Here is a 12589-nt window from a genome sequence, read left to right on the forward strand (position 1 = left end):
CGAGCAGTCCCGAAGGGTCCCGGGCGTTTCCGGGCGTTTCCGAGCAGTGAGGAGAACGGGCATGCAGGTGGAGCCGGATGCCCGGGGGGCCGTCCAGGACCGGACGGAACTCACCCGGCGCATGAGCGCGGTACTCGACCGGGCCGGCCTGCCGGCGCCCCCGGACGCGGCCCTCTACCGGCCCGCGGTCGTCGAAGTGGTCCACACCGTGCAGCGCGCCCTGCGATCGGGCGCCCTCGACCCGGACCGGCGCCGCACGCTGGAGGCCCGGCTCGACCGGGAGCCGGACCCGATGTGCGCGCCCGCCACGCCGCGGGGGCACCTCAGCCGCAGTGTGGCCCGCGCGCTGCGCTCGGTCCCGGCGCGTACGGATGCGGACGGGCGGCCCGTCCACGCGGAGGTCACCGCCTGGAGCGCGGCCGAACGGCAGGTCCTGGACGAGGCGTTCCGGCTGCTGTCGCAGGTCTGGCCGGAGAGCGCCGCTGAGACCCGGGAGACGGTCGCCGAGATCGCCCTGCTGGACGGTAACGCGATCGACGGGTTCACCGACTTCACCGTCCACGGGGCGGTCCTCGTCAACCGGACCCGGCTGCTGGCCGGTCCCGGTGGCCTGCCGGGGCCGGTGCGCTGTGCCGAGGCCCTGATCCACGAGGGCGCGCACACCCGGTGCAACGCCGCGGCATCGGTGGAGCCGTTCCTGCTGCCCGACCGAAGCGGCGTGCCCGGCGGAAGCCCAGCGCCCGACCGAAGCGGCGCGCCCGGCGGCGGATCGGCCCGGGAACTGCTCGTCGCCACACCCCTGCGGGCCGACCCGCGCCCCTTGAGCGGACTCTTCCAGCAGACCGTCGTCCTGGCTCGCAGTGTGCTGCTCTACCGGCGGCTGGCCGGTTCCGGCGCGGCTGCCGATGCCCGGCACACGAAACTCACGGGCGACGGGGCCCAGGCCGTACGCACCCTGAGCGCCCACGCGGACAGCCTCGCCCCGCGCGGCCGGCGGGTGCTCGAACAGTGCGCGGGAATCCTGGGGGAGCGGGAGTGAGCCCCTGGACGCCCCAGGTCTTCACACCCTGTCCCGACCACCCGGACGTCCTGCTGGGCAGGGTGGCCGCCCGGTCGGCCGCGTTCGAGGGGACCAGCGCGGCCGGTGGCGCCCGTGTCATCGTCGGCAGCGCTGCCGGGCACGAGCGGGAGCAGGTCGCGCGGAGCGCCCGCGGGGAACTCCTCGAACGGGTCGGGAACGTCATGGCCGGACGGGCGGCCGAGGCGGCCGCCGAGACCGTGGCCACTCACGGAGAACTGCGCCGCCGGGGGCTGGCGGCACTGGCGCCCCCCGGCCTGCCCGACAGCCGGCGGCTGTGGGTCCGCGGCCGGACCGTCGCGGGCGCGGAGACCTATGTGGCGGCGGGCGCCGTCTTCCTCCAGCACCGGCCCCCGCCCGGATGCGACACCCTGTCGTCGACCGGTTCGACCGGCATCGCCGCGCACCCCGACGCGGCGTCCGCCGCGCGCCACGCGGCCTGGGAGGTGCTCGAACGGGACCTGGTGCGGCGCAGCTGGTACGGGCTGACCGACCGTGCGCCCCGAATGCTGGACGCCGGTCCTGCCGGGCCGCTGGGTGCGCTCATCGAGGACCGCGGGCTGACCGCCACCGCCTTCGCCCTGCCGGCCCCGCCCGGGGCCGAGTGCGTCGTGGTCGCCCTGCACCGGCCGGACGGCACGGGCCAGACGTTCGGGGCCCGGTGCGGGCCGCCCGGCGATGTCGCGGCCCTGGTCGAGAAGGCGGCGTACGAGGCCCTGATGGTGCGGTGGAGCATGCACACCGTGACAGCCCGCGGTGCCTGGGAGGAGTGGCGGGGCGAGACCCCTCCCACCACGGCGGTGCAGCACGCGCTCTGGGCGTACTACCGGCAGGACAGCCTGAGCCTGTGGGACGTGGCCCGGACACAGGCACGAGACCGGGCGGACCCGGTGGACCGCACAGGCCAGCCAGATCGGGCGGACCCGGTGGACCGTACGGACCGGACCGCCCCGGCCGGGCGCGCCGGGCCGCCCCGGTCCAACCGGCCGGCCGATCCGCTGGCCGTCCTCGCCGGGCACACCGGCCAGGACGTGGTCCTCGTCGAGACCAGCACGAAGTTCGTCCGCAATGCCGGCGTCCGGGTCGTGCGCGTCATCGCCCCCGGTGCTCTGCCGCTGCCCTCCGGGCACGTTCCCGGTCCCGGCCGCAGCCGCCCCCACCCCTTCGGATAGGAGCCCCATGGCAACCGAGACCGAGACCGAGACCGGCACCCGGCCCGGCTACGCCGTCGAGTTCGCGGACGACTACGACCGGTTCTTCGGGAAGCCCCGGATCAGCGGAGCCACGGTGGACGCCCTCGCGGACCTCGCCGGGGAGGGGCCGGTACTCGAACTCGGCATCGGCACCGGGCGGATCGCCCTGCCGCTGCGGGCCCGTGGCATCGACGTGCACGGCATCGACGGCTCCGCGGCCATGATCCGCAGGCTCCGCGCCAAGCCGGGCGGCGGGGAAGTCCCCGTCACCCTCGGGGACTTCTCCGACGTGCCCGTCTCCGGGACGACGTTCAGCCTGGTCTACCTGGCGGCGGGCACCTTCTTCGAACTGCCCGACCAGGAGAGCCAAACGCGCTGTTTCACCGAGGTGGCGCGCCGCCTCGCCCCCGGCGGGCTCTTCGTCCTCGACGCCCATGTACCGGAGGCGCTCGCCCGGGCGGCCGGCTCCGAGGTCGTCTCCGACGGAGAGAACCACCTGGTCGTGTGCCACCGGCGCATCGACCCGTCCGTCCAGCGCTACCGCTCGCACTACGTCATCCACGAGAACGGCCGCACCCGGCACATGCGCGTGGAGTTCCGGTACGCGGGCTGCGGCGAGCTGGACCTGATGGCACAGCAGGCCGGACTGCGGCTGCGGGAGCGCCGGGGTGGCTGGGCGGGCGAACCGTTCACCCGCGACAGCGCGTACCACGTGTCCGTCTACGCATGCCCCTGACCGCCCCGTACCGCGCCGACCAGCCCCGCCCGCCCCGTACGCCCCCCGCCCCGCCGCTGTCCCCGACCCGCCCTGACGGAAGGCCACCATGAGCCAGCCCGACCGCCTCCGGCCATTCCCCTTCCCGCACACGGACGGTCTCGCCCCCCTGCCCGAACTGGCCGAACTGCGCCGCCACGAGCCGGTGGTCCGCGTCCGGCTGCCCGGCGGCGGCACGGCCTGGCTGGTGACCCGGCACGCGGATGTCCGCAGAGTCCTGGCGGACCCCCGCTTCAGCCGCACCCGGGCCACCGGGGAACAGGGTGGCGGCGGCCGGCGGGCGACGGCGCTTCCCGACTCCATCCTCACCACCGACCCGCCCGACCACTCCCGGCTGCGCCGGCTCATCGCCCCCGCGCTGACCGTACGCAGCGCCGAGGCCATGCGGGACGGTATCGCCGCCCTCGCGCACGACCTGCTGACCGGCGTAAAACCCACGCCGGGCCCCGTCGACCTCGTCCCCCACTTCACCCGGCCGCTGCCCCTGGCCGTCATCTGCGACCTGCTGGGCACCCCGCGTGTGGACGCCGACCGGCTCGACGCCTGGGACAACGTGCTGCGCAGCGTCACCGCGAAGAACGCCGAAGTGAGCACGGCCGTCGACGAGATGAGCACCTATCTGGCCGGCCTGATCGCCGTCAAACGCGCCCACCCCGCCGACGACATGCTCAGCGCGCTCATCGCGGCACGCGACGACGACGACCGGCTCAGCGAGGGCGAACTCATCTCGTTCTGCGTCGTCCTGCTCATGGGGGGCTACAGCACCACGGCCAACCGGCTGGCCGGGCTGGTCCATCTGCTGCTCGAACAGCCCGAGCGCTACCGGCTGCTGTGCCGCGAGCCCGGCCGTATCCCGGGTGCGGTCGAGGAGCTGCTGCGGTACGCGCAGGCCAGTGTGGGAGCCAATATGCGGGTGGCGACCGAGGCCGTACCGCTGGGCGGGGTGACGGTTGCGGAGGGCGACGCGGTCATCGCGCTCACCACCTCCGCCAACCACGACGAGCGCGTGTACCCCGAGCCCGACCTCCTCGACCTCACCCGGGACACGCCGTCGCACCTCGCCTTCGGGCACGGGGCCCACTTCTGCGTCGGTGCTCAACTCGCCCGGGTCCAGCTCCAGGAGGCGCTGCGGGCCCTGACCCGGCTGTATCCGGGGCTCCGCGCGGCCGGGCCGGTCCGGTGGAGGACCGGCAGGACGAGCAGGGCCCCGCAGACACTGCCGGTGACGTGGTGAGGCCCGCGCCGGTCGCGGCCGGTGCGGGCCTCCTGGTGAGCGCGTTACGGGTACGGGGTCAGGCCCGGTCCACGAGTCCGTATCCCGCCTCGTCCAGCACCGAGCGCACGGTCTCCTCGTCCAGCGGGGCCCGGGAGACCACGGTGACCTGCCCGGTGGCGGCGACGGCCGTGACACCCGTGACGCCGGAAAGCTCGGCGAGTTCGAGCGAGACGGCACCCTCGCAGTGCTCAGAGGCCATCCCGGTCACCTCGTAGACAGCGGTGACCGCGCCCGCCTCCACGTCGGCGGCCCCGCCGCCGCAGCACCCGCCGCCGCAGCAGCCGGACGCGGGGGCGGCGGCCTCGGCGGGCGGGCCGGACTGGGGGATCCCGAGGTAGGCGGTGCCGGGCCGGGAAGCCCCGGGCCGGGATGTCTCTGTCTCGGCGCTCATGCTGCTCTCCTCTGTGCGGATGTTCCGTACCTCCCCATGGTGCGCCCGGGGCTCCTGGAAGCCACTGGGACCCGGCGGACAGGGCCTAGCGGGATCTGTTGCTCGGCCTGCGGGAGACCCAGAGCCGGATGGTCTCCGCGTACCAGTAGGGCTTTCCGTTCTCCACCTGATCGGGGGGCGGCAGCAGCCCGTGTTTCCGGTACGAGCGGACGGTGTCCGGCTGCACCCGGATGTGTGCGGCGATCTCCTTGTAGGACCAGAGCTTTCGGTCGGTCATGACCAGCACCTCCCTGCCTGCCGCGCGACGCCGGCCTGGTGGGCCGTCGGGGGAGTCGCGGGGCTGCGCATTGGTGATCAATTCACCCTCTCCCCGGACAACGGCGTCCGAAGAGGACAGGGGAGGGACTGTTGATCTCCTGTGACCGAAAGACCGCGTAACGCGGACATGCGTGACGTGAAGGTAACTCCTGTGACTCAAGCGGCACATGAGTCACATCGGGTGGATGGGGGCATAGAGGTTCGCGCCCGCGGTGATCGATGCTGCCTCAGGCCCCGCAGGAGCGGAGGAACGCGCGGGTGCGGCGGGCGATCGGCAGCGGCCTGTCGGGCGGGCACGGATACATGTCCTGCTCGACGATCGCGAACAGATCGGTCCCCAGCTTGCGCGCCGCGTCGAGCACCGGCTCCAGCGCCGGGACGCCGTCCGGCGGCTCGCACATCACCCCGCGCGCCACGGCGGGCCCGAACGGCAGCCGCTCCGCCCGCACCTGGGCCAGCACCACCGGATCCACCTGCTTCAGATGCAGATAGCCGATCCGCTCCCCGTACGTCTCGATGAGCCGCACGCTGTCCCCGCCGCAGTACGCGTAGTGCCCGGTGTCCAGGCAGAGCGAGACCAGATCCGGGTCGGTCGCGTCCAGGAAGCGGGTGACGTTCTCCTCGGTGTCGATGTGGGTGTCCGCGTGCGGATGCACCACGATCCGCAGCCCGAACCGCTCGCGCACCTCGTGGCCCAGACGCTCGGTCAGCTCGGTGAGCTGCCGCCACTGGCCCGCGTCGAGGGTGTCGGACTCCTTGACCTCGCCCGTCTTGTCGTCGCGCCAGAACGACGGGATGACGACGAGATGCCCGGCCCCGGCCGCCTGCGCGAGCGCGGCGACACCGGCCACCTGCGCCCAGGTCGCGTCCCAGACGCCGGGCCCGTGGTGCAGCCCGGTGAAGACCGTCCCGGCCGACACCCGCAGCCCGCGCGCGGCGGTCTCGTCGGCGAGGCGGACCGGGTCCGTGGGCAGATAGCCGTACGGGCCGAGCTCGATCCACTCGTAGCCCGACGCGGCGACCTCGTCGAGGAAGCGGGTCCAGGGGACTTGAAGCGGGTCCTCGGGGAACCACACTCCCCAGGAGTCGGGTGCGGAGCCGATCCGGATCTGCGTCATGCACCAAGGCTTCCGCCCGGCCGGGAAAGCTGTCAAGCGTTCGTCCGAATGTCCGGACAATGCGTTGACAGGGGTCCGAGGGGGGAGTTAGACCTGAGGGCCCGTTACCCGGCCCCCGTCACCCGGCCGTGGGGCCGGGGGGCCGCCCGCCGATGGAGAGGACGTGCACGGTGTACGACCTGATCACGATGGGCCGGATCGGGGTGGATCTCTACCCGCTTCAGGCCGGTGTGCCGCTGGCGCAGGTCGACACCTTCGGCAAGTTCCTCGGCGGCTCGGCGACGAACGTCGCGGTCGCGGCGGCGCGGCTCGGGCTGCGGACGGCGGTCGTCACCCGGACGGGCGCCGACCCGTTCGGTGAGTATCTGCACCAGCAGCTGCGGGCCTTCGGCGTCGACGACCGCTGGGTGACCCCGGTCCCCGGTCTGCCCACCCCGGTGACCTTCTGCGAGATGTTCCCGCCGGACGACTTCCCGCTGTACTTCTACCGGCAGCCGAAGGCACCCGATCTGGAGATGTACGGGGAGGAGCTGGACCTCGGGGCGATCCGGGCCGCGCGGGTCTTCTGGATGACGGGGACGGGCCTCTGCGCGGAACCCAGCCGCACGGCGACCCTGACCGCGCTGGCGGCCCGGAGCGCCGCCCCCGCCCCTCCCCAGCCCGCCCCTCCCGGACCCCGCGTCACCGTCTTCGACCTGGACTGGCGCCCGATGTTCTGGACCGACGACCCGAAGCCGCACTACGCCCGCGCGCTGCGCCACGCCACCGTGGCCGTCGGCAACCTCGACGAGGTCGAGATCGCCACCGGTGAGCGCGAACCCCGCGCGGCGGCCGAAGCGCTGCTCGCCCGGGGGCCGGAGCTGGCCGTCGTCAAACAGGGCCCCGGCGGCGTCCTCGCCGTCCACCGCGACGGCAGCACCGCCGAGGTGCCACCCGTACCGGTGGAGGTCGTCAACGGCCTCGGCGCGGGCGACGCGTTCGGCGGGGCGCTCTGCCACGGCCTGCTCGCGGGCTGGGAGCTGGAGCGCACCATGCGGTACGCCAACGCGGCGGGCGCCATCGTCGCCTCCCGGCTGGCCTGCTCGTCCGCGATGCCGTACGCGTCCGAGGTCGACGCGGCCCTCCAGGAAGTGCGGCCGTGACCGGCGGCGGGGCGCTCTCCGTCGGCGATCTCGTCACCACCAGGACCCGCCACCCGGAAGCCATCGCCGAGGCGGCGGCCCGGCGCGCCCGCAGACCGCTGCTCCGGGACGGCGGCCGGCTGATGATCGTGGCCGCCGACCACCCGGCCCGCGGCTCGCTCGCCGTCGGCGGGCGGGACCTCGCCATGGCCAACCGGCACGACCTGCTGGAGCGGCTCTGCCTCGCCCTCTCCCGGCCGGGCGTCGACGGTGTGCTCGCCACCGCCGACATCCTGGAGGACCTGCTGCTCCTGGGCGCCCTGGAGGGCCGGGTCGTGATGGGCTCGATGAACCGCGGCGGCCTCGCCGGGGCCTCCTTCGAGCTGGACGACCGCTTCACCGGCCACCGCGCCGAGGACCTGGCCCGGCTCGGCTTCGACGCGGGCAAGCTGCTGCTCCGCATCGACTACGAGGACCCCGGCTCGCCGGCCACCCTGCACTCCGCCGCCCGCGCCATCGACGAGATGGCCGCCCGCGCGCTCCCGGTCTTCGTCGAGCCGTTCATCTGCCACCGGGTGGACGGGCGGCTCCGCAACGACCTCACCGCCGACGCGGTCACCCGCTCCCTCGCCATCGCGTCCGGGCTGGCCGGCACCTCCGCGTACACCTGGCTCAAAGTGCCCGTCACCGCCGACCCGGACGACATGGCGCGGGTGATGGAGACCACCACCCTGCCCGCCGTGCTGCTCGGCGGCGAACCGGGCGGCGACCAGGACGCGACCTACGAGAGATGGCGCACGGCGCTCCGACTGCCCACGGTGCAGGGCCTGGTGGCCGGGCGCTCGCTGCTCTACCCGGCGGACGGGGACGTGGCGGGCGCCGTGGACATCGCGGCGGGCCTGCTCCAGCCGTCCGGGAGGGACGTATGAACGACAGCCGTCCGCACGACACGTCCCCGCTGGTACGGGCGGGCAGCGCGGCCCGCGCCCCGTACGCCCTGGACATCGGCCCCGAGCGGGCCGGCTGGGACCGTTCGGCGCTGCGGATCCTGGAACTCGGCCCCGGAGGTTCACACCGTCTTTCCACGGAGGACAGCGAATGGATCGTGCTGCCGCTCACCGGGGGCTGTACGGTCCTGGTCGACGGGGAGAGTATCGAACTGCACGGCAGGGCAGGGGTGTTCGCCGGAGTCACCGACTTCGCCTACCTGCCGCGCGACGCCCGTGCGCAGATCTCCTCCGGCGCGGGAGGCCGCTTCGCCCTGGCAGGAGCGAAGTGCGGGCGACGTCTCCCCGCCCGCTACGGCCCCGCGCCGGAGGTCCCCGTCGAACTGCGCGGCAGCGGCAGCTGCTCGCGCCAGGTCAACAACTTCGCCGCCGCCGACACCTTCGCGTGCGACCGGCTCATCGCCGTCGAGGTGCTCACTCCCGGCGGCAACTGGTCGTCCTTCCCGCCGCACAAGCACGACGAGTACCGGCCCGGTGAGGAATCGGTCCTGGAGGAGATCTACTACTTCGAGATCGCGGACGGCGGCCCCGGCTACCACCGGGTCTCCCCGTCCAGGCCCGGCGGCACCGACCTGCTGGCCGAAGTCCGCAGCGGGGACACGGTACTGATCCCGGACGGCTGGCACGGGCCCTCGATGGCCACCCCGGGACACCACATGTACTACCTGAATGTGATGGCGGGTCCCGGCGCCGAGCGCGAGTGGCTGATCAGCGACCACCCCGACCACGGCTGGATCCGGCAGACCTGGGACACGCAGCCCGTCGACCCGAGGCTCCCGCTGTACGGCAACGGAGCACAGGAGGAAGGCTCATGACCGACCGCCGGGCCGGCAGCGACCACGTCGGCGAGCGGCTCGACGGGCCTCCCGCGCGCACCCGTCATCTGACCACCGCCCAGGCGCTGGTGGCCTTCCTGGCGCGCCAGTACACCGAGCGCGACGGCCGCAGGCAGCGGCTGATCGCCGCCACCTGGGGCATCTTCGGCCACGGCAACGTCGCCGGGATCGGCCAGGCGCTCATCGAGTCGGGCCAGGACGCGATGCCGTACCACCAGGGCCGCAACGAGCAGGCGATGGTGCACGCGGCCGTCGGATACGCCCGGCAGTCCGGCAGGCTCTCCGCGCACGCCGTCACCACCTCCATCGGCCCCGGCGCCACCAACCTGGTCACCGGCGCCGCCCTCGCGAGCGTGAACCACCTGCCGGTGCTGCTGCTCCCCGGCGACGTCTTCGCGGCCCGTCCGGCCGACCCGGTCCTCCAGCAGCTCGAAGTCCCTTACGCGGGCGATGTCTCGGTCAACGACTGCCTGCGCCCGGTCTCGAAGTACTTCGACCGGATCACCCGCCCCGAGGCGCTCATCCCGGCCGCGCTGGCCGCGATGCGGGTCCTGGCCGATCCGGAGCTGACCGGCGCGGTGACGCTCGCCCTGCCGCAGGACGTGCAGGCGCAGGCGTACGACTGGCCGGAGGAGTTCTTCGCCGAGCGGGTCTGGCGGGTACCCGTACGGCGCCCGGACGCGACGGAGTTCGCCGACGCGGTCGCCGCGGTCCGCGCCGCGCACCGCCCGCTGATCGTCGCGGGCGGCGGCGTCCGCCACAGCGGCGCCCAGGACGCGCTGCGGGCCTTCGCCGACACCACCGGCATCCCGGTGGCCTCCACCCAGGCGGGCAAGGGCGTGCTGCCGTACGACCACCCGGCGGACGTCGGGGGCATCGGCCACACCGGCACCGCCACGGCCGACGGGCTGGCCCGCGCCGCCGACCTGGTGATCGGCGTCGGCACCCGCTACACCGACTTCACCACCGCTTCGGGAACGCTCTTCCAGCACCCCGGTGTCCGGTTCGTCAACATCAACATCGCCGGATCCGACGCGTACAAGCTGTCCGCGCTCCCGCTCGTCGCGGACGCCCGTGCCACGCTGGAGCGGCTGACCGGCGCACTCACCGGCCACCGGGTCTCCGAGGCGTACGAAGGCGCCTACCGGGCGGCGAAGGCGGAGTGGGAGGTGCGGGTCACCGCCGCCTACACGGGCAGCGAGGACGCCGCGCCCACCCAGGCGCAGGTGCTCGGGGCGCTCGACGCGCTCGTGACCGGCGACGACATCGTCATCAACGCGGCGGGCTCCCTCCCCGGCGACCTGCACCAGCTGTGGCGGACCCGCTCCGCCGACCAGTACCACGTCGAGTACGGCTACTCCTGCATGGGATACGAGATCCCGGCCGCGATCGGCGTCCAGCTGGCCGCTCCCGGCCGGCCCGTCTGGGCGCTGGTCGGCGACGGCACGTATCTGATGAATCCCACCGAGATCGTCACCGCGGTGCAGGAGCGGCTCCCGGTCAATGTCGTCGTCCTGCAGAACCACGGGTACGCCTCGATCGGCGGCCTCTCGGAGTCGGTGGGCGCCGAACGCTTCGGCACGGCGTACCGCTTCCGGGCCCCGGACGGCACGTACACCGGCGACCCGCTGCCGGTCGATCTGGCGGCCAACGCGGCCAGCCTCGGGCTGACCGTCCTGCGCGCCAAGACCCTCCGTGACCTGCGCGAAGCCCTGGCCGCGGCGCGTGCGTCGGACCGGCCTACATGTGTCTACGTGGAGACCGAAACGGCAGACACAGTGTCGGGGCCGCCCCGGCCGCAGGCATGGTGGGATGTTCCTGTGGCCGAGACCGCCACCCGCCCCTCGGCGGTCGGGGCCCGGGAGGAGTACGACCGGCAGGTCGCAGCCCGACGCCGTCATCTCTAAGGCTTTAGGAGCGTTCACCATGAAGACCGTCACCCACTGGATCGGTGGCAGGGCCGTCGACGGCACGTCGGGCAACTGGGGCCCGGTCACGGACCCGGCGACCGGCGCCGTCACCACGCAGGTCGCGCTGGCCTCCGCCGCCGACGTGGACACCGCGGTCGCCTCGGCGAAGGCCGCGTACGCGACGTGGGGAACCTCCTCGCTCTCCGCGCGCACCACGGTCCTCTTCCGCTACCGGGCGCTCCTCGACGCCCACCGCGACGAGATCGCCGCGCTGATCACCGCCGAGCACGGCAAGGTGCACTCCGACGCGCTCGGTGAGGTGGCCCGCGGTCTGGAGATCGTGGAGCTGGCCTGCGGGATCACCACCCAGCTCAAGGGCGAGCTGTCCACCCAGGTCTCCAGCCGGGTCGACGTGTCGTCGATCCGTCAGTCGATCGGTGTCGTCGCGGGCATCACGCCCTTCAACTTCCCGGCCATGGTGCCGATGTGGATGTTCCCGCTGGCCATCGCCTGCGGCAACACCTTCGTCCTGAAGCCCAGCGAGAAGGACCCGTCGGCCGCGAACCTGCTCGCCGAGCTGGCCACCGAGGCCGGCCTGCCGGACGGTGTGCTGAACGTCCTGCACGGTGACAAGGCCGCCGTGGAGGGCCTGCTCAGCCACCCGGACGTGGCCGCCGTCTCGTTCGTCGGCTCCACCCCGATCGCCCGCCACATCCACGCCACCGCCACCGCGCACGGCAAGCGCGTCCAGGCGCTCGGCGGGGCCAAGAACCACATGCTGGTGCTGCCCGACGCCGACCTGGACGCCGCGGCCGACGCCGCTGTCTCCGCCGCGTACGGCTCCGCGGGTGAGCGCTGCATGGCGATCTCCGCCGTCGTCGCCGTCGCCTCCGTGGCCGACGAGCTGGTCGCGAAGATCCGCGAGCGCGCCGAGAAGATCACGATCGGCCCCGGCAACGACCCGTCATCCGAGATGGGGCCGCTGATCACCAGGGCACACCGCGACAAGGTCGCCTCGTACGTCACGGGAGCGGCCGCCCAGGGCGCCGAAGTCGTCCTGGACGGGACCGGGTTCACGGTTGAGGGCCACGAGGACGGCCACTGGATCGGCCTCTCGCTGCTCGACCGGGTCTCCACCGAATCGGACGCGTACAAGGACGAGATCTTCGGCCCGGTCCTGTGCGTGCTGCGCGTCGACACGTACGAGGAGGGCGTGGCGCTGATGAACGCCTCGCCGTTCGGAAACGGCACCGCGATCTTCACCCGGGACGGCGGCGCGGCCCGCCGCTTCCAGCTGGAGGTCGAGGCCGGCATGGTCGGCGTCAACGTACCGATCCCGGTCCCGGTCGGCTACCACTCCTTCGGTGGCTGGAAGGACTCGCTCTTCGGCGACCACCACATCTACGGCAACGACGGGGTGCACTTCTACACCCGCGGCAAGGTCGTCACCACCCGCTGGCCCGACCCGGCGGACGCCCCGGCCGGCGTCGACCTGGGCTTCCCGCGCAACCACTGAGTCCGGTCCTCGTGAGTCCCCTCCGGTTCACCGCCGACGTCCGCGCGGCG

12 protein-coding genes are annotated in these 12589 nt (G+C 73.5%); 9 read left to right on the forward strand and 3 right to left on the reverse strand.

Annotated elements, in window-relative coordinates:
- The first annotated feature begins 61 nt into the window (after positions 1-61).
- From OG285_RS23670 to OG285_RS23685, 4 genes are all read left to right on the forward strand, one after another.
- On the forward strand, positions 62-1039 hold the full coding sequence (locus OG285_RS23670; RefSeq protein ID WP_371792127.1) for an HEXXH motif-containing putative peptide modification protein: 978 nt from the start codon (positions 62-64) through the stop codon (positions 1037-1039).
- A complete protein-coding gene (locus tag OG285_RS23675; protein ID WP_371792128.1) occupies positions 1036-2250 on the forward strand; it encodes a YcaO-like family protein in 1215 nt (404 codons plus the stop codon). Before OG285_RS23670 ends, OG285_RS23675 begins: the two co-directional genes overlap by 4 nt.
- Before the next feature lie 7 nt (positions 2251-2257).
- Positions 2258-3007, forward strand: a complete 750-nt coding sequence (locus OG285_RS23680) for a class I SAM-dependent methyltransferase (RefSeq protein ID WP_371792129.1) — start codon at positions 2258-2260, stop codon at positions 3005-3007.
- An 88-nt stretch (positions 3008-3095) separates the two neighbouring features.
- On the forward strand, positions 3096-4280 hold the full coding sequence (locus tag OG285_RS23685; protein ID WP_371792130.1) for a cytochrome P450: 1185 nt from the start codon (positions 3096-3098) through the stop codon (positions 4278-4280).
- 58 nt (positions 4281-4338) lie between these two features.
- Here OG285_RS23685 and OG285_RS23690 read toward each other — a convergent pair whose 3' ends face one another.
- The 3 genes from OG285_RS23690 to OG285_RS23700 all read right to left on the reverse strand — a co-directional run bounded on the left by OG285_RS23690 (position 4339) and on the right by OG285_RS23700 (position 6149).
- On the reverse strand, positions 4339-4713 hold the full coding sequence (locus tag OG285_RS23690) for a heavy-metal-associated domain-containing protein (protein ID WP_356833857.1): 375 nt from the start codon (positions 4711-4713) through the stop codon (positions 4339-4341).
- An 85-nt stretch (positions 4714-4798) separates the two neighbouring features.
- The gene (locus tag OG285_RS23695; protein WP_356833859.1) at positions 4799-4990 is read right to left on the reverse strand and encodes a MerR family transcriptional regulator; all 192 of its coding nucleotides are present in this window, start codon (positions 4988-4990) and stop codon (positions 4799-4801) included.
- A gap of 268 nt (positions 4991-5258) precedes the next feature.
- A complete protein-coding gene (locus OG285_RS23700; RefSeq protein ID WP_371792131.1) occupies positions 5259-6149 on the reverse strand; it encodes a sugar phosphate isomerase/epimerase family protein in 891 nt (296 codons plus the stop codon).
- Between the two features lie 188 nt (positions 6150-6337).
- On the opposite strand from OG285_RS23700, the gene iolC reads away from it, so the two are divergent.
- The 5 genes from iolC to OG285_RS23725 are packed head-to-tail and all read left to right on the forward strand — an operon-like array spanning position 6338 to position 12539.
- Positions 6338-7291, forward strand: coding sequence for a 5-dehydro-2-deoxygluconokinase (gene iolC / locus OG285_RS23705; protein ID WP_371793594.1), 954 nt, complete (start codon positions 6338-6340; stop codon positions 7289-7291).
- On the forward strand, positions 7288-8199 hold the full coding sequence (locus OG285_RS23710; protein WP_356833865.1) for a deoxyribose-phosphate aldolase: 912 nt from the start codon (positions 7288-7290) through the stop codon (positions 8197-8199). Before iolC ends, OG285_RS23710 begins: the two co-directional genes overlap by 4 nt.
- The gene (gene iolB / locus OG285_RS23715) at positions 8196-9092 is read left to right on the forward strand and encodes a 5-deoxy-glucuronate isomerase (RefSeq protein ID WP_356833867.1); all 897 of its coding nucleotides are present in this window, start codon (positions 8196-8198) and stop codon (positions 9090-9092) included. The genes OG285_RS23710 and iolB overlap by 4 nt, the downstream gene beginning before the upstream one ends.
- Positions 9089-11020, forward strand: coding sequence for a 3D-(3,5/4)-trihydroxycyclohexane-1,2-dione acylhydrolase (decyclizing) (gene iolD, locus OG285_RS23720; RefSeq protein ID WP_371792132.1), 1932 nt, complete (start codon positions 9089-9091; stop codon positions 11018-11020). Before iolB ends, iolD begins: the two co-directional genes overlap by 4 nt.
- Before the next feature lie 19 nt (positions 11021-11039).
- Positions 11040-12539 carry a CoA-acylating methylmalonate-semialdehyde dehydrogenase gene (locus tag OG285_RS23725; RefSeq protein ID WP_371792133.1) on the forward strand — a complete coding sequence of 500 codons (1500 nt, stop codon included), beginning with the start codon at positions 11040-11042 and terminating at the stop codon, positions 12537-12539.
- The last annotated feature ends 50 nt before the right edge of the window (positions 12540-12589 follow it).

Source organism: Streptomyces sp. NBC_01471, from assembly GCF_041438865.1.
Lineage (GTDB): Bacteria > Actinomycetota > Actinomycetes > Streptomycetales > Streptomycetaceae > Streptomyces.